General features: G+C 61.2%; 16 protein-coding genes. 13 read left to right on the top strand and 3 right to left on the bottom strand.

From position 1 onward, the window contains the following. Window positions 1–28: 28 nt before the first annotated feature. From BWP39_RS22995 to BWP39_RS22965, 7 genes are all read left to right on the top strand, one after another. The gene (locus BWP39_RS22995; RefSeq protein ID WP_096726110.1) at window positions 29–1,084 is read left to right on the top strand and encodes a toxin co-regulated pilus biosynthesis Q family protein; all 1,056 of its coding nucleotides are present in this window, start codon (window positions 29–31) and stop codon (window positions 1,082–1,084) included. Continuing rightward, the gene (gene pilN / locus BWP39_RS22990) at window positions 1,084–2,832 is read left to right on the top strand and encodes a PilN family type IVB pilus formation outer membrane protein (RefSeq protein ID WP_096724393.1); all 1,749 of its coding nucleotides are present in this window, start codon (window positions 1,084–1,086) and stop codon (window positions 2,830–2,832) included. Before BWP39_RS22995 ends, pilN begins: the two co-directional genes overlap by 1 nt. A 25-nt stretch (window positions 2,833–2,857) precedes the next feature. Continuing rightward, the gene (gene pilO2 / locus BWP39_RS22985; protein WP_096724391.1) at window positions 2,858–4,132 is read left to right on the top strand and encodes a type 4b pilus protein PilO2; all 1,275 of its coding nucleotides are present in this window, start codon (window positions 2,858–2,860) and stop codon (window positions 4,130–4,132) included. Then, window positions 4,122–4,742 (top strand): hypothetical protein, encoded by a 621-nt coding sequence (locus BWP39_RS22980; protein WP_096724389.1) that lies wholly within the window; start codon window positions 4,122–4,124, stop codon window positions 4,740–4,742. Before pilO2 ends, BWP39_RS22980 begins: the two co-directional genes overlap by 11 nt. A gap of 5 nt (window positions 4,743–4,747) precedes the next feature. Next, a complete protein-coding gene (locus tag BWP39_RS22975) occupies window positions 4,748–6,580 on the top strand; it encodes a GspE/PulE family protein (protein WP_096724387.1) in 1,833 nt (610 codons plus the stop codon). Next, the gene (locus tag BWP39_RS22970; RefSeq protein WP_096724385.1) at window positions 6,570–7,646 is read left to right on the top strand and encodes a type II secretion system F family protein; all 1,077 of its coding nucleotides are present in this window, start codon (window positions 6,570–6,572) and stop codon (window positions 7,644–7,646) included. The genes BWP39_RS22975 and BWP39_RS22970 overlap by 11 nt, the downstream gene beginning before the upstream one ends. Before the next feature lie 97 nt (window positions 7,647–7,743). Further along, window positions 7,744–8,313, top strand: coding sequence for a type 4 pilus major pilin (locus BWP39_RS22965; RefSeq protein WP_096724383.1), 570 nt, complete (start codon window positions 7,744–7,746; stop codon window positions 8,311–8,313). 180 nt (window positions 8,314–8,493) lie between these two features. Here BWP39_RS22965 and BWP39_RS22960 read toward each other — a convergent pair whose 3' ends face one another. Then, window positions 8,494–9,594 (bottom strand): type IV pilus twitching motility protein PilT, encoded by a 1,101-nt coding sequence (locus BWP39_RS22960; protein WP_096724381.1) that lies wholly within the window; start codon window positions 9,592–9,594, stop codon window positions 8,494–8,496. Window positions 9,595–9,701: 107 nt separating this feature from the next. Between BWP39_RS22960 and sctC the strand changes: the two genes are divergently transcribed. Genes sctC through pilV form a run of 6 tightly spaced genes read left to right on the top strand, consistent with a single transcriptional unit; the run spans window position 9,702 to window position 16,921 of the window. Continuing rightward, window positions 9,702–11,489 carry a type III secretion system outer membrane ring subunit SctC gene (gene sctC / locus BWP39_RS22955; RefSeq protein WP_407944803.1) on the top strand — a complete coding sequence of 596 codons (1,788 nt, stop codon included), beginning with the start codon at window positions 9,702–9,704 and terminating at the stop codon, window positions 11,487–11,489. Between the two features lie 17 nt (window positions 11,490–11,506). After that, the gene (locus tag BWP39_RS22950) at window positions 11,507–12,598 is read left to right on the top strand and encodes an ATP-binding protein (RefSeq protein ID WP_207557056.1); all 1,092 of its coding nucleotides are present in this window, start codon (window positions 11,507–11,509) and stop codon (window positions 12,596–12,598) included. Between the two features lie 33 nt (window positions 12,599–12,631). Further along, on the top strand, window positions 12,632–13,390 hold the full coding sequence (locus tag BWP39_RS22945; protein WP_096724379.1) for a response regulator transcription factor: 759 nt from the start codon (window positions 12,632–12,634) through the stop codon (window positions 13,388–13,390). 3 nt (window positions 13,391–13,393) lie between these two features. Continuing rightward, on the top strand, window positions 13,394–14,764 hold the full coding sequence (locus tag BWP39_RS22940) for a type II/III secretion system family protein (protein ID WP_096724377.1): 1,371 nt from the start codon (window positions 13,394–13,396) through the stop codon (window positions 14,762–14,764). A 43-nt stretch (window positions 14,765–14,807) separates the two neighbouring features. Continuing rightward, window positions 14,808–15,278: a type IV pilus biogenesis protein PilM gene (pilM, locus tag BWP39_RS22935; protein WP_096724375.1), complete on the top strand. Its 471-nt coding sequence runs from the start codon at window positions 14,808–14,810 to the stop codon at window positions 15,276–15,278. Then, window positions 15,257–16,921 (top strand): shufflon system plasmid conjugative transfer pilus tip adhesin PilV, encoded by a 1,665-nt coding sequence (pilV, locus tag BWP39_RS22930; protein WP_096724373.1) that lies wholly within the window; start codon window positions 15,257–15,259, stop codon window positions 16,919–16,921. Before pilM ends, pilV begins: the two co-directional genes overlap by 22 nt. Before the next feature lie 9 nt (window positions 16,922–16,930). Here the strand turns inward: pilV and BWP39_RS22925 are convergent, their stop codons facing one another. Together BWP39_RS22925 and BWP39_RS22920 are read right to left on the bottom strand one after the other, a co-directional pair. Then, window positions 16,931–17,386 carry a CesT family type III secretion system chaperone gene (locus tag BWP39_RS22925; protein ID WP_091007024.1) on the bottom strand — a complete coding sequence of 152 codons (456 nt, stop codon included), beginning with the start codon at window positions 17,384–17,386 and terminating at the stop codon, window positions 16,931–16,933. A 112-nt stretch (window positions 17,387–17,498) separates the two neighbouring features. Further along, entirely contained in the window at window positions 17,499–17,708 is a 210-nt protein-coding gene (locus BWP39_RS22920; protein ID WP_096724371.1) for a hypothetical protein, read from the bottom strand. Window positions 17,709–17,736: the final 28 nt, after the last annotated feature.

The following is a 17,736-nucleotide window of genomic DNA, read 5'->3' as shown; positions in this document are numbered from 1 at the left end:
TGAAAGCAATAGAGAAGGCGAAGACGGTATGCGAAAGCTAACGGCAGGTGTGTGGGTGGGGCTCTCTTTCTGCTGTGCCTCGACCGCGAGCGTTGATGCGGTTGCGTCGGACCCGCAGGTGATTGTCGATGGCAGCCGGTATTCGGGCGGCGATACGGTCAAGGCGGGCGGTCATGGTGTGCCGCTGTTGCGTGCACTCGAGCGTATCGTGCCGTCCAGCTATGGCGTCAATGTGCCAAACGCCGGTGCGTGGGCCGATGTGCCCGTGAGCTGGCACGGCGGTGAATCGTTCGTGGCGGCGCTGAACGAAATACTCGCGGGCAATCCTTCACTGCAGGCACACGTCAACACCGATCTTCATCTGGTGACGGTGACTGCGGTTGCACCGATGCCGGGGCAGACATTGCCCGCGGCTCAAACGCTCGCTACGGCCAGTGCGGCGCCGCTGCCGGTTCCGCCGCGCGCCGATAGCACGAGCAACACGGCGCCGCGTGCCGATGATTCTGCGGCCGCACTCGTTGCGATTCCGGTTGCCCATCCTGTTGCAACCAGTACGCCGGCAAACCCGGTTTATATGGCGGCACTGGCGCCCGCGCCGCGCGCACGGCAACTGCCCGTTGCGGCGCCTGCGCCGGCGCCGATGCGTATCGTTGCATCTACGCCTGCGTCTTCACTTCCCCCTTCGCCGCAAGCAATGCCGCTGAACGTCGCCGTATCGAATTCGACGACAGGCATGGCACCCACGATCGCGCCTGCGGCTACGCAACTGCTCGCTCCCACCAGCATCCCAACGCAGGGCACGGTGAGCCCGACGAGTGATACCGGCCTCATGACCTGGGACCTGCGGCAATCCGACGGCTCGGTACGTAACGCGCTCGCGCGCTGGTCACGCGAGGCAGGGTGGCAATTCATCTGGGCGGTGCCGACCGACTTCTCGATCGATGCAGCCGCGACTATCCAGGGCACCTTCGAACAGGCATTGAATTCAGTCGTCGAGGCGCTGAGTCATTCGGAGGTACCGATCCAGGCAATCTTGTACAAGGGTAATCACGTGCTGCGTGTTACCGCGAAGGGAGCAGGTTGATGCGCGTACTCCGTCAAGCCGCCGTTATCGGCGCATCGCTTTGCATGCTGGCCGGGTGTACGGGTCTGATCCAGGGCATCCACCACGACGCCCAGATAGATGCGACGCATCAGCAGCGTCTGCTCGATGGCATCCAGCATGGTGATAACCGCGAGCACGATACCGATTCGGTTGTCACGAACGATGGGCTGTGGCTGTCGGGCAATACGCTCAAACTCTCCGCGTCGACGACGCTGCCCGGCGTGTTCAACGAACCGGCCAGCTTCGACGGCACCGTCGATTCACTGCGTGCGTTCGCTGACCGCATCACGCGCATGACGAACATCCCGGCGAAGGTCGCACCGGGCACCGAGAGTGCGGTGGCGCAAGGCATCCAGGGCGGTTCGTCGACAGGCGGTGGAACGGGCGCCTACCCGGGCTTGCCGCCGCTGCCGGCCGGGATGATGCAGGGTTCGTCGACGGGCGGCGCACGCGGTGCTGCGATGGCGTCGGATCTGTCGTCGGTCCATATCGTCTACCCGCATGGCGATTTGCGCGGTCTGCTCGATGCGGCCAGCGCACGCTTCGGTGTGTTCTGGAAGTACGCGGACGGCGCGATCGAATTCTTCTATACCGAAACGCGTGTGTATCAGGTGTCGGCGATTCCTGGCGATTCGAAGCTCGATGCGAATGTAGTCAGCGGTGCGAGCAGCAGCGGCTCGGGTGGCGGGAGCGGCGGCGGATCTGGCGGAAGCGGCAGTGCAGGCGGGGGTGGCGGCAGCAGCGGCGGATCGGGTTCGACACCGTCGGTCTCCTCCGATAACACGGCCAATACCACGATGAACGCGCTGTTGTCGGTGTACACCGGCCTGCAGGCGACGATCAAGACGATGTTGTCGCCATCTGGTTCGGTCGTGACGTCACCAGGCACCGGCTCGATCACGGTGACCGATACACCGGACGTGCTAGCCCGGGTGGGCGAGTTCATGGACCAGCAGAACCGCGTGCTGTCCCGGCAGATACTCGTCAACGTTACGGTGCTGTCGGTTGCGCTGTCTGCCAGCGACAGCTACGGCATCAACTGGAACGCGGTGTACGAGGCGCTTGGCACGAGGTTCACGTTCGGCAACAACGTGTTCCAGGGGCTGAGCGGCAGCAAGCCGTCGGCTGCGAACTCACAGTTGTCGGCTACGGTTATCTCGCCGAACAGCCGTGCGAACGCGACCAGCGCGATGATCACTGCGTTGTCCGACCAGGGCACCGTGCGACGCAAGACGTCGGCATCGGTGACGACGCTCAACGACCAGCCGGTGCCTGTGCAGGTTGCGACCATGACAACCTATCTGGCATCGGTATCGACCACCAACACGGCGAATGTCGGTAGCCAGACCTCGCTCACGCCGGGCACCGTGACGACCGGCTTCAACCTCACGCTGCTGCCGCACATCCTCGACGACGGCACGGTGATGATGCAGTTCTATACGAACATTTCGACACTGCAGCCATTGGTAACCGTCAGCAGCGGCTCCGGCGCCAACGCGCAGTCAATCCAGCTGCCCACCGTCGACACGCGCAATTTCCTGCAACGCGTGTCGATGAAGTCAGGCCAGACGCTGGTGATCGGCGGCTACGAAGGCGTGGTCGACAACGGTAGCCAGAACGGCACGCTCACGCCCTCGAACTTCCTGCTCGGTGGCGGTTATAACGCACAGCGTTCGCGCGAGGTGATCGTGATCCTGATCACGCCGGTCACGACGAACGGCGCCTGACCCGGCACGGAACGGTACCTCCATCATGGCGACGCAAATCATCCAGATCGACCGCTATCGCTTTGTCTGCGGTCTGTTCTGGCAATCGCTATCGCGGCGGCACGAACTGCGCACCGAGGCGATCGAACTCGCGACCCGGCTGAACTTCGATGCGATGGTGCTGCGCATCGATCGCAGCTTCGCGGGTGCCGGTTTTGCGAGCACACGCGAAGGCGCGCAGTTCGGTTTGCCGTCGCTTGGCGCGATGGTGTCGAAAGCGATCGCGACCGAAGGCGCGTTCTACGAAGGGCGCCAGCAACCCGCGCCGAACTGGCTTGGTGCGTTCAGCCTGCCGGATGGCCGCTGGGCGTATTTCGCGGTACGTGACGGCGCGTTTCTGCCGAACGGCGACTGGGTCGGCACCAGCGACGAAGTGTTCGAGCGGCTGCATGGCGACTACAGCCTCGGTGGCTGGAACGTTGTGATCGGCGACCCGAGCATCGAGTCGCAAGGCTTCCACAACTTCTATCCGCGCCGCATCGAGGACATGATTCCGCGGCGCGGCGGCAAGCCGCGTCTGCCGGGCTGGCTCAATCTCGTACCGGTATCGCACAAGGTGCAGCGGCGCAGGATCGCGCTCGTCGCCGGCGCCGGTGTGCTGATCATCGGGCTGCTGTATGCGGGGCTGCTGTATCGCGCGTACCGGCAGAACATTGCGCGCGAGCGTGCCTTCGAATTCGCGCAGCGGCAGTTGCTGACGCATCCATCGACCGCGCTCAGCAAACCGCCGCTCGTGCATCCGTGGGCGAGTGCTCCGCTGCCTTCGACGTTCGCACGTTACTGCCTCGACCACTTCGCGATGGTCGGCCCCGGTGGCTGGCAGCTCGACAGCTACAACTGCAGTCCGGGCAGCGTGTCGTATAGCTGGTCACGCAGCGATTCGAACGTGGCGATCCTGCTCGCGGCCGAACCGCGTGCGGTAACCGATGTTAACGGCGACCACGCGTCGCTCGTCACACCGGTCTCGTTGCCGCCCGCCGGAGACGAATCGATTGTCGGCGTACACGGTGTGCGGATTCGTTTGCTATCCGCGTTCCAGTTGCTGGGCGTCCCGCTACGTTTTGCGTCGGAGCGGCCGATCGTGAACGGGCAGGCATCGGCGGATCTGCCGCCGTGGCAGACGTGGCGATTTTCCGCGCAGCTCGGCGAACTGTCTCCGCGCAATGTGATGAGTTATCTGGACGAGCCTGGTGTGCGGGTGGACACGCTGTCGTACCGACCGGGGCAATGGACTGTTGAAGGAGTGGTATATGAACAATAACGACCGTTCGCTCCGTAACTGGGCGCTCGTCTGCTGTCTCGCGTGGCCCGCGCTCGCCAGTGCGCAGACCGCGCCCGCACCGGCCACGATCAAGCCGGCGAATCCGCGCGCCGCGTCGGGGACGGTGGCGGTCGGGGCAACCTCCGCGGCGCCTGCGGTAACCGATAGCGCGCCGTCGCCGGCCGCGCTCGCGGCCGCACAGGAGTTGATGGGTCTGCAGGAGGACACCGTCATCCTGAACGCACAACTGAAGAAACTCGACGTGCAGACGCAGGTTGCCGAGCGCCAGGAAGCGCTCAGCAAGATGGGCCGTGCCGTCACGAACGATGAAGTGGCCGTGATCGCAACCCAGGGTCTGGGACGCATGATGATGGCGACGCTCAATGTGAACAACAGCAGCGAGGTCGACGTGCATGCCGGCGACACGCTGTCGAACGGGATGCGGGTCGTGTCGATCCGTCCGGGCGTGGTGGTGATCGACAGTCACGGCATGCGCAATACGCTGACGGTCTCGTCCTCGTCCTCGGGGACGCAGTCGCATATGGTCGCAACGAGCGGCATGCGTAATGGCATGTCACCGATTCCGACCATCCCCATGCCAGGGAGATAAGCATCATGGCTACTCCGCTGTATTCCTCCGGTTCGTCGAAGAAACATGTCGTGTCGCCGGGAGCGGCTGCTGCGTCGGCTTCGCCATCGCCGTCGCCGTCGTCTGTCGTGACGCCGCTGTTGTCGCCGGCCGTTGCAAAGGTGCAGAAACCGGATGGCAGCGAGTTGCTCAAGCCGCCGGTGTCGACTACGCAGCCACCACCTGAGGATCTGCTCGCCCAGTTGCCGGTTGCGTTACCCGAACCGATCGCAGTAGACACCACCGTGCAGGCAACGGCTCAACCGCGCGCAGAGGCAGTGCCGCGGCCGGCCGCCCGGCCGTTGTCGGACGCCGGCGAGTATGCGGCGAGCGCCGAGGAGCGCAAGTTCCTCTGCCTGCTCGACGACGGCACGCTGCTGGTGGCCGAAGGGCACGACATGAATCCGTTCGTGCTGTCGTACTGCGCGCGGCTTGAGCGGCTCAACTATCGCTACTCGACGCGGCTCGCCAGTCTCGATACCGTGCGGCGCTCGTATCAGGGCAAGCGCCGCGATGGCACCGGCGAGCGGGTCGATCACACGCAGATGCAGGTGGTCGCGAAGAATCTGATCGCGCGGGCTTGCACGGAGCGCGCGTCGGACATTCACATTCGCGTGAATCGCTTTAGCACAGAGATCCTGTTCCGCATTCACAACGAACTCACGCGTATCAGCGAACAGACGCGCGAGTACGGTGAACGGCTGCTGGCCACGTTGTATTCGGCGATGGCCAGCGTATCGGATAACACCTACAAGCCGAACGAGCGCCAGGACGCGAGCATTGGCGATCGCGACAAGCTGCCTGAACGGCTGTTCGGCGTGCGGATTGCAACGGCGCCGACCAGCCTCGGCAGTGTGATGGTGATGCGGCTGCTCTACAACGACGCAGGCGAAACCATCGCGCTCGAGGATCTCGGGTTTACCGCGCGGCAGGCGGAGATGATCGAACTGCTCAAGCAGCAGCCGCATGGGATGAACATCATCAGCGGGCCGACTGGTTCGGGTAAGTCGACGACGTTGCAACGTGTGCTGGCGAGCCAGATTCGCGACATGGCGGGTTCGATCCATGTGATCACGGTTGAAGATCCGGTCGAGTATCCGATCACCGGTGCGGTGCAGACGCCGGTCGTCAATGCGAACAGCGAAGAGGCACGCTCTACTGCGTTTTCCGCGGCGATCGCCAACGCGATGCGGCTCGATCCCGACACCATCATGATCGGCGAAATGCGCGATCGTGCATCGGCACAGAGCGCGTTGCGCGCGTCGATGACAGGCCACCAGGTGTGGACCACCGTGCATGCCAACAGCGCGATTGCGATTGCGGACCGGTTGACCGATCTGGGCTTGCCGCTTTCGATGGTGACCGATGAAACGTTGATTACCGGCCTCATCAGCCAGCGTCTCGTCAAGCTGCTGTGCCAGCACTGTTCGCAGCCGTTCGCCGACGTGATGCATACGCTCGATCCGGCACTGGTCGGACGCGTGAAGCGTGCGGTCGGTGCGCGTTTCGATCAGGTGCGGGTGGCGGGTTCAGGTTGTCCGCACTGCGGCCACGGCACGGTGGGCCGGACTGTGGTTGCGGAAGTGATCCGTACCGATACGACGTTTAGCGAACTGCTGCGCGAAGGTCGCAAGAACGCCGCGCACGAATACTGGCTCCGTGAAATGGGCGGTCAGACAGTTGCGCAGCATGCGGTCGAGAAGGTCGCGGCAGGGCTCGTCGATCCACGCATGGCCGAGCGTGTGGTCGGGCCGTTGCCGCCGGCATCGGACGCCGAGCGTGGGCTCTTTGTTGCAGGCGGGGAAGGTCATGGCGGTTGATGTTTATCGGACCTGGGCGCGCCTGCAGTTCACGACCCAGGTGCGGCTGCGGCTCTATCGCAAGATCGCCAAGATGATCAGCAACGGTCTGCCGTTGCTCAAGGTGCTCGAGGAACTCGAATTTCGCGCATCGCACGAGGGCCGCAAGCCAAACGAGCCCGATGCGGTGACGCTCACCGACTGGCGGCGCGTGGTGCAGAACGGCGGCATGTTGTCGGAAGCGATGGAGTGGTGGGTGCCGCACACCGAACAGATGATCGTGATGGCTGGCGAACAGTCGGGTCGCCTCGAGGTCGCGTTGCAGATGGTGTCCGGTGTCGTGATGTCGGGACGCAAGATTCGCTTTGCGATTATCGGCGGACTGATTTATCCGACCGTGATTTTCGTCATGACGCTCGGCTATCTGTTTCTGTTCGGCAAGCTGGTGATTCCGCGTTTTGCATCGATCGTCAGTCCGGACCGCTGGCATGGCGTCGCGCATTCGCTCTACACGATGTCGCGTTTCGTGCAGAGCGGGATGATCTATTGCGTCATTGCGGTGGTGCTGGCGTTGGTCGCGCTGTTCTATTCGATGCCGCGCTGGGCCAGCAACGCGCGGGTCGTGCTCGATCGGTTTCCGCCGTATTCGGTGTACCGGTTGATTGTTGGCTGCGGCTTTCTGGTGGCGTTTTCTTCGTTGCAGGCTGCGGGCTTCACCGTCGAAAAATCGCTGACGCGTCTCGCGGCCAACGCGAAACCGTGGTTGCGCCAGCGCATCGACGACGTGCTGTTTGGCGTCAAGTCAGGGTTGAACGTCGGCGAAGCGATGAAGAACACCGGGTACGGTTTTCCGTCGGAAGAGATTGTCGACGACCTGTGTGTGTATGCGGAATACAAGGGGTTTGCTGAAGCGCTGCAGTCGCTCGCAGACGAATGGATGCAGGAAGGCGTCACGATCATCGAGGCGCAGATGCGTGTCGTGAACGGCGTGGCGATCATCACGCTGGCACTGGTTCTGTCATGGCTGATTACCGGCTTCTTCGGGATTCAGCAGGAAATTGCCGCCATGTCTCGCTCGATGCATTGAGCGCGGTAATCAATCGCCATGCAGCGTTGCTGCATGGAAGCCGGATGGGCGGGGCACCCGCTGGCAACGGTTATTTGTGTTTATCGAGGAGAGCATCATGCAACAAACGATGAAACTGGCTTCGCGGTTCGGTACACGTGCCGCTCGTGTGTCGCAGCAAGGACAACGGGGGGCGTCGCTGCTGGAGGCGATTGCGTACCTGGGTATTGCGGCGATTGTTGTGATTGGGGCGGTGGCGCTGCTGAATGGGGCGTTTACCAGTGCGGGGTCGAATGCGGTGGCAGAGCAGGTGAATTCGATTCAGACGGGGGTGAAGAAGCTGTATATGGCGCAAGGGAATGGCTATACCGGTGTCTCGGACCAGATTCTTTCGAAAGCAGGTGTATTTCCGGGCGATCTTGCGGTCGACGCCACGAGCGGCAATGCAACGAATAGCTGGGGCGGAGCGGTGACAGTCGTCGTGTCCACCGCTAGCCCGTCCCAGTTCACGATCGCATTTGCGAATGTCCCGAAGGCTGTGTGCATCAGTGCTGTAACTGCCGGCGGAAGCTGGGCGGCGATCGGGACGAACACCACTGCATCGATACTCCCCCTTCCGCCCAGCCTCACGAACGCGGAAACCGCCTGCCCTGGCGACAACAACACCATCACGTGGACTTCGAACTAACCGCTCGCTGAGTCCACTATGAACGCATCGTCAGGTATCGTCGCGAGTTTCAGTGTTCTCCGGAACAGCTCTTCGCATCAGCAACATCATTGCTGCTGTGAGGAAACGCGCGACCTGTTACTCGACGATGCAGGTGCTGCGCGCGTTAGCGCGCAGCACTCGCCGCACAGCACCTGCCACTCACCGCGGCACAATAGCCTGCAACATATCGTGCAGCTCCATCCGGTTATAAGTCGACCGCATCACATCACGCGCGGTACAGATGTTCTTCGCGACAAGACTGGCCAGATGCTCGTTGAGCAACCGCGACATGTTGTCATGCTTGCGCTTGAGCAGGTCGCCAATCAGCGGCACCTTGGTCGGGTCGACGAGCATGGGACTGATCTGCTGATTGTTGTTAAACAGCAGCTCGCTGGCGAGCACGAAGTTCTCGCCATCCACAGTCGGCACGAGACACTGACAGACCACACCAATCAACGAATTAGCCAGCGACGTCGCATATCGCTCACGATGCTCGGGCGGAAAGAACGACAACAACCGCGTGAGCGTACCAACCGCGCTACCGGTGTGCATCGTCGCGAGCACCAGGTGACCGGACTCGCTGGCCTGCAACGCAGTCTCAGCGGTATCCGGATCGCGGATCTCGCCAACCATGATGACGTCGGCTTTCTGTCGCAACGCCTCACGCAGACCCGCCGTAAAACTCGGCGCATCGGTCGGCACTTCGCGTTGCGACACGATCGACGTATGGCTTTCGAGTTCGTATTCGATCGGCTCCTCGATCGTGACGATATGACCGTTGCGCGTGTGGTTGATGTAATCGAGCATCGACGCAATCGTTGTCGTCTTGCCCGAACCGGTCGGACCGGTGACCAGCACCAGACCCTTCGGACTTTCGATCATCGTGCGCACGTAAGCGGGCAGACCAAGCTTGTCGAGCGCGAGCGGTTGCAACGGCAGCCGACGAATCGAGATCACCAGCTTACGGCCGCCGTAGGTGCGATAGATATTGCAACGCAGCCGGCAACGCGTCAGCACGAACGGACGATCGATCGCGCCGTGCTGCAGAAAATTTTCCCAATCGGACTCGATCGATTCGAGCGTAGGCACCATTTCCTCGAGCAGTACCGGCTCTTCGCCGACCGCGAGCCAGCCGCGCGGCGTCTTGATCATGATCGGCCGGTCCTGCTCGATATGGATGTCGGTGAAGACCTGACGCAGATCGATCAGGTCGAGAATCTCGCGGGTGAGATCGCGCCGGTCGTGGTGGGGGATGTTCATGGTCGTGGTCTGCCGAATAAGGACGGATGGGAAATTCTCACATGAAATCGCCTTCGACGTACCGAACCGATCGCCCTGTTTTAGCAATTAACCGGATCAGGCAAGCAATGGCAATGAAGAAGTGGAGCAGAAAGCTGAATACCGCCGCGATGTGCGCTGCGCTCGCACTCGCCACGATTGCGCCCACTGCACACGCGGCGCCGCTCCGGTTGCGCTCGTCGGTGGTCGACTATGCGGCCGACGGCAAGGACATCAAGGACGTGCTGCGCGACTTCGGCGCGAGCCAGGGCATCGCGACGAATATCGCGCCCGGCGTGACCGGCACGGTGAGCGGCAAATTCCATCTGTCGCCGCGCAAGTTCCTCGACACGCTTGCTGCATCGTTCGGTTTCGCATGGTACTTCGATGGCCAGGTGCTCGATGTGGTCGCATCCTCCGATCTGCAAAGCTCGCTGATCAAGCTCGATAACGCCAGCACCGAATCGTTGCGCGAAACGCTCAACAAGATGCAGGTGTCCGACGACCGCTTTCCGATTAACTACGATGCCACGCAGGGCACCGCAATCGTCAGCGGGCCGCCGCGCTATGTGCAGCTCGTCACGCAGATTGCGGCGCGAGTCGACGGCAATGCGTCGCGTCGCAGCGGCACGATGGTGCGTGTGTTCCCGCTGTATCACGGCTGGGCGCAGGATCGTACGGTGATGATCGAAGGCGACAAGGTCAAGCTCGAGGGTGTGGCGACGGTGCTCAACAATCTTTACCATCCCGACTCGGGCAAGGAGAAGGACAAGGGTAAGGGTGGCGAGGGGCGTAGCAGCGGGCAGTCGTCGGGGGTCACGCGCAATGAACCGGTGACCGACGTCAACGGCCAGACTTACAACGGTCCGTATATTCCGCCGCCGCTGCCGTCCGGCGGTGCCAGCAAGGGCATGCTCTCGGGGCTGACCGGCGAACCGTCGCCGCAGCTCCAGGCGGCCATCGGGACATCGCCGCCGCCGTTGCCCACCCAGGTGGCATCGCCAGGTAGCGACGGTTCCTTGCCGGTGATCGTCGCCGACCAGCGCACCAACTCGGTCGTGATCCGCGATACCGGCGACCACATGTCGCAATACGACACGCTGATCCAGCGCCTCGACATCAAGCCGCAACTGATCGAAATCGAAGCCCACATCATCGAGATCGACGATAACGCGCTGAGCGAACTCGGTGTCGACTGGACCGCGCACAACAGTCACATCGACATCCAGACCGGCTCGGGCACGAATACGCAGAACGGCTACAACGGCAACCTGACACAAAGTTTCGGCAACACCACGTTGCAGGGCAACGTCACGGCATTGGCGTCGCCGGCCGGTCTTTCGATGGCGGCGGTACTCGGCGATGCCGGTCGCTATCTGATGGCACGCGTCTCGGCGTTGCAGCAGACCGACCTTGCGAAGATCGACGCGAGCCCGAAGGTCGTGACGTTAAACAACATCGAAGCGGTGATGGACAACAAGACGAAATTCTTCGTCCAGGTGCAGGGCTACACGGCGGGCGATCTGTACAGCATTTCGACGGGGGTTTCGCTGCGCGTGTTGCCAATGGTCGTGGAGGAAGACGGACAGACGCGTATCAAGCTCGACGTCGCGATTGAAGACGGCGAGCTGACCGGGACGAACGTGGGGACGCTGCCCGTGATCCAGACCAGCAACATCACGACGCAGGCGTTCATCAACGAAGGCCAGGCGCTGCTGATCGCTGGTTATCACAAGAACGAGGACACCTTCGGCAGATCCGGCGTGCCGCTCCTGTCGAAGATTCCGCTGCTCGGCGCATTGTTCCGCACCGATAACACGAACAAGAAGCATATGGAGCAGCTGTTCCTGTTGTCGCCGCGTGTCATCACGCCGTAGTCACGAGGTAACCGAGCGTGGACGAAGAGACCCGACAATCCGCAGAGCAGACGCGGCGCATGCGCGCCGTGCTGGACGGCATGCCGTGCGGTGTGGTCGCGCTCGATAGCAGCGGTGTGGTGCTCGACGCAAGCGAACGTGCAACGAAGCTATTGAACATGTCGTTGCCCGCGGGCGGCGACTTCGCCACCATGCTGGGTGACCAGTTCGCGACTTCCGAAGTGCTGCGCCGCGAAGACTTCGAGCGCGGTTTCGATCTGCACGTCGAAGACGCGACGCTCTGGCTTCAGGCGAATGCCAGCGCAAACGACGCGGTCGGCATGGTCGTCACGGTGACCGACGTGACGGAGTTCAGCCGCTCGATCGACGAGCGGGCCATGTCATTGCGTTTCCTGCTGCACGACCTGCGTTCGCCGCTCAATTCGATCAACGCGTTGACGCAACTCGATTCGAGCGACCCCGAGGCGTTCGAGCGTTGCGGGGGCATGCAGCAGATCACGCAACTGGCGCAGTACGTACTGGCGCTTGGCGAGCAATACATTTTTAGTTCGGTGACCGAGCATCTGCATGCTCGCGACTTCAAGCGTTTCGATCTGCGGACCACGGTGCGGCAGATCATTTCGCAACTCGAGGTCACGGCGACGTACTACGGCGTTCCGCTGCAGTTGTGGTTGCCGAACGGTTCACCGGCGTGGGTGAACGGCATGCGTAATTTCGTCGCGCGCGCGATCCAGAACGTGATCGACAACGCGGTGCGCGCGTCGTCGCGCGGCGATGCGGTAACGGTCTCGCTGCGCTATCGGGAGCGCCTTGTCGAAGTGACGGTCACTGATCGCGCAGGCGGCTTGCCGGGTCTGCGGGAAGCAGGCGGACGGTTGACCAGCTTCGAAGCAGTCGGCAAGAAAAGCGCAACGGGTTTCGGCCTCGGCCTGAAGCTTGCCGTGCAGATCGTCGAGTTGCATGCCGGTACGCTGTACGCGGAACTGAACGAGGAGGGCGGCACGACGTTCGTGCTGCAACTGCCTTGTCTGAATTCGAGTTCGGTACGTTCGTCGGGCGGATCGTCGCTGGTCGATGCGGATCGGGCACTGCATGCGTCGCGCAAATGACGCACGCATGCTTACCATGAATGAGGTTCGACGATGAAACTAATGTCAGGCAGACCGGTGCGCGTGCTGCTGGTCGAAGACGATCCAGCGCATCACGCGTTGATGCTTTCATGGCTGAAAACCGAGGGTTATCAGGTCAATGCGTTTCACAACGGTCTCGAAGCGCAGCAGCATCTAACCGACAACTGGGCCGATCTCGCGATTCTCGATTGGGATATTCCGGGTGTATCGGGCGACAAGTTGTTGCAGAAGATTCGCGGCCGTTCGCAGTCGACGATGCCGGTGCTGTTCCAGACCGTACATTCCGCAGAGACGGACATCGTGCGCATACTCGATGCCGGTGCGGACGATTACCTTGTCAAGCCGTTCGATCGTGAGGTGTTGCTGGCGCGTGTGCGCGCGTTGCTGCGACGCTTCGGTTCATCGAACGTGCAGGGCCGCAAGATGATGATCGAAGACAGCGTGCTCGACCAGCAGGCGCGTTCGCTCGTGACACCGGGTGGCGAAGCACATCGGCTTGGCACGAAGGAATTCGACATTCTCTGGCATCTCGCGTCGCATCTCGGTGCGGTGGTGCTGCGCCAGGATTTGATGAGCGTGGTGTGGGGGTGGGACGCGGCGGTGCAGAGCCGCTCGGTGGATATGTATGTGAGCAGGGTGCGGAATAACCTGAAGTCGGCGGGTGTCGACTGGACAGTGCAGTCGGTGTACGCAACCGGCTATCGACTCACGCTGCGGCCCGATAGCAGTCCCACCGATGCTCCACCTGATTCGCTCGCTGCGCGGAAATAACTCATGTCGATTCGAACTCTGTTGCGCGGTGTGATGTTCGCTGGCGTACTTGCTGCTGCGACCGGCAGCATGGGTGCGCTGGGTGCGCCCAGCGTTAACTGGCAAGGCAGCCGCTTCGTGTACGACACCAACGGTAGCAGTCTTGTCGATACGTTGAACGCGTTCTCCACCGGACAGAACGTGCCGATTCGTATGAGCGGCACTATTCAAGGCACCGTGCACGGGCACTTCGTGATGCCGCCGCGGCAGTTTCTCGACACCATTTGTGCGCGGTTCGATCTGGACTGGTACTACGACGGCACGGCGATCCAGATATCACCCATCAGTGACGAACAAACGCTTGCGATCCGGCTGAACTATCTGACACCCGAGGCGCTAGCTGCGGGTCTCGCGAAGTCGGGCGTGACCGATGCGCGCTTTCCGTTGCAATTCGATCCGGTGCATCACACGGTCGTCGTCAAGGGACCCGCTGCTTATATCGCGCAGTTGAGCCGCGCGGCGGGGCGTCTTGAACTCGATGCGCAAGCGCGCACGCGGACCACGGTGAAGGTAGTCCGTCTCCAGTCGGCACTTGCTGCGGATCAGGTGCGCTCGATCGGCGGGCGTGATGTGATCGTGCAGGGCGTGGCGACTTTATTGCAGCAACGCTTCATGCATGGTCGACTCGGTACCGATGCGAATCAGAACGCCGTGCAACCCGTTGAGTTCGCTGCAGCGTTGCCGATTGTCGAGGCGGATGCCTCGACCAATTCCGTGCTGATCCGTGACAAGCCGGAGCGGATCGACGGCGACGCAGTGCTGGTTACCGATCTCGATACGCGGCCAAAGCTGGTGTCGGTTGAAGCGTGGGTGGTCGATGTTAATCGTGATGCGCTGGCTGAACTGGGGGCTGCGTTGCCGCTTCCTGCAACAACTGGCGATACCGGCGCGGGCAGTAGCGGTACACCCAGTTTTGCAACCGCCGCGGATGGCGGACACGATCTGGTTGTACAGCTACACGCATTGGAGCAGGCACAGCGTGCGCATACCGAAGTGTCGCGCACGATGCTCACGCTCGATGGATCGCCTGCTGTGATCGACCGGCACGAAGCGCGGCTCGCGCTACGCGAAGGGGATGTGCCCGATAGCGCGGACAATCTGTGGCTATCGGTCAAGCCGACACTCGATGGCGAAGCGGCATTTCAACGTGTTGCGTTGCGTGTCGATCTTGGCCGCGCGGATACACAGGCTGGAGGTTCGCCTGGACACGAACAGATCGTGACAGCGAATCTCGCGCCGGGAGAGTGCCTGGTGATCGCGGCGCCGACGCCGGGGCAGACCGATCCGAATGCGCCGCAGCGTTTCGTTCTGTTGATTCCGCACATTGCGGCCTGACACACGTCGTATCGGGCTATCACAAGCTTGAGGAGCATGCAGTATGTGGGCACTGTGGATCGCCGTTGTTGCTGCGGCGCTGATTTCCTTTTATGCGTTGTTGCCGAATTCCAATGTGAATGCGGTGCCACCCGATATGCCGGCCGCGCTGGCGGGCGACATGGCGTCTTATCGCGAGCAGCTTGAGAACTACGTGTTCAGCCACCACACGGCAGGTGGCGCGGTGCCGCAGAGCGACTTCGCTCATATCGGCAACTGGAATTACACATCGACGCGCTGGCAAAACTACGTCAACAACGGAATCGTCGTTGTCTATCCCGCGGCGGGCGGGCCGCCATTGCCCGCCGGTTTTCTGGGCGCCTTGCTTCAGCAGGCTGGATATTCCGTGGAAGCCGGTTCTGTTCTAAACAAACAGATCGTCAATCCGCAGAATACCGGCGGCAACGTCGTGTTGCCGGTCGGCATGCCTCCTCTCACTGACGGAACGCCAGTATGGATCGCACAAGTATTCTGAAGCGTCGCCAGATCAGGCGCCTGCCCGGCCGCCAGCGCGGCGTAACCTTGCTTGAGGCGTTAGCAGCGTTGTTTATCGGCGCGCTGATGATTGTCGGTGTCACCATGATGATCAACACATCGCTGAACGACACGCGCGATCAGGAAGTTGCGCAGTATCAGCGGCAGATTGCTACGGCTGTGAATGAGGCGATCAAGCAGAACTATGCGACGCTTCTGGGGTCCATTCCGGCCGACGGAACCACTACCGCGTGGTTGCTCGACGATATGATCAATTACAAGTACATTCCGGAAAGTTACCGCGGCACCACGAATGCCTTCCGGCAATCGGTCTGCCTGCTATTTCAGCAGCCGGTCATCGGGCAGATCGACGCGCTACTCGTCAGCACGAATGGTACGGCGATTCCTAAGGCTGATCTTGGCTATATTGCTGCGAATGCCGGCATTGGTGGAGGGCTGATTGATACGTCCACGTCAATCAAGGCTGTTGGCGCTTATGGTGGTTGGAGCGCGCCGGCCAGCTCGTGGGACAAGTCGCCCTGCACCCTTCAGGCGGGGCATCTTGCCAGTCAACTGTTCATGATGGGGCCGGGCAATCAGTCGACTGACTTTTTGTATCGTAACGCTGTGCCGGGACACCCCGAACTGAATGTCATGAATGTGCCGATTGGTTTGACCTACGCAAAGGCTGGGGATGCCTGCTCCAATCCCGCGGTTACGACGGCGAGCTTCTTCGCCGCCGATACGAGTAATCACTTGCTGTCATGCATCGGCGGACTGTGGACGCCAATGCCTTGGCGCGAGCCCGTCCAGGACGGCACGGCTTTGGCAGGTATGGCAGGGCAGGTACCCGGCGAGACTCGAGTAACGATGGACACCCAGTTGCCTTACACATGGACTGGGAAGAAGTGGGTGCCATCTGCGGTCGACAACAACGGTGCGGTGAATTTTCCGACGTTCGTTACAGAGGGGCAACCATGTGGGTTAGGCCTTGACGGTAAAGCCCAACCCGATGTGCCAAACCCTGTGCAACTCGGCGTTAAATCAGACGGCGAGGTACTGTCCTGTCAGCAGGTTAGCGGGGCATATGTCTGGACAAGCACGGCCTCCATGACCGCCGGCAAGTGGAATAACGGTTGCCAGATCATCTATCCGCCTGCGGATAATACGGCGATAGATTACCTCGATTGTTCCGCACCCGATGCCGGCCAGAACCAATGGGACGACGTGACGCGGACAAAGAATAACTACGTCTATCAGGACGTGGAGCTTGTGCGCACTGGCACGATCAACGTGACCTCGTATGCGCACATGAATCACGCACAGTGTGATCATACGAACTGGCTGGCGCAGTTGACGCAATACCTCGACATCATGGATACCGGCCGCACCACGTCGTATGCGCATTCGGAAATGCAGTCGCCCAACATTCTTGATGGGTCTGCGGGCGTCACGGTGACGCTGAACAAGGTGCTTGCACCCGGTATTTACACGATCCGGATCAAGACAAACTGGGGCGTATTCCAGGGTGACGGCCAGAACGGATTACCATGGTTCTCCAACTATTGCCCTGCTGGAACAGGTACGACGCACATCATCAATACACCGTTGATGAGCGGATGGGCTATCAACCTGGTGTATTGAGCCTCTACCTCAAGCCCTCAACCACAAATAATTCCCCGAAACGATGCCCTCAAACATCTCATCCGACGACTCGATAATATTGGTCTGCCAGTACCGCCCATGCTCGGCATAATGCGCAAACAGCTCGGCAAGATACTCGCCGGTAAGGTCATCGGTAAGCGGCACATGCACGAGCAGCACGATACTGCCCGTATCGGCATCGAGACATAACTGCGCCTGATCCTGCGCATAGATCAGCAGGTTCGCCTCGAGCATCAACCGGAAAACGACCAGCGTCCGCCCAGGCGAAATCGCGCCGTAGTGAAAATTGACGTACAGCGAGCCCGGGTCGTTTTCGTAATTCTCGAGTCTGACCTCGAACCCTTCGATTTCGATCGTCTTCGTTTCGAGTACGTAGTCCGCATCCGGCAGGTCCACCACCTGGCAGATGTCGCGGACCAGTTCCTCGTATCGTTCCCGGCTCATGAATGCAGTTGCTGTAGCTGAAAGACAAAAGAAAAAAGGCTACGGAACCGGATACCACCCAACTCTTTCCAGTCCCGCAACCCCCAGGTACCGCGTCGCACGTTGCTTGCGCTTACTGCCCCTTCGCAGCGTCGGCGACGTTCTTCGCGCCGTTGTTGCCCACCGATGCGATCGCGCTGGTCATCTGCTGCTGCATGTTGATCTGCATGCTTGCCATCGTCATCGCGTTGTTTTCGTTGGCCATTTTCTGCATTTCGGCCACTGAGTCCTGGTTGCTCTGCGTTGCCTGATTTACACCGGATGACTGAAGTCCGCCGCTCATGATGATTCTCCAGATTAAAGATGAGGTT

The organism is Paraburkholderia acidicola (assembly GCF_002362315.1).
GTDB lineage: Bacteria > Pseudomonadota > Gammaproteobacteria > Burkholderiales > Burkholderiaceae > Paraburkholderia > Paraburkholderia acidicola.
The sequence above is the reverse complement of the archived record's forward strand: the minus strand, read 5'-3'. Positions and strand labels throughout refer to the sequence as shown.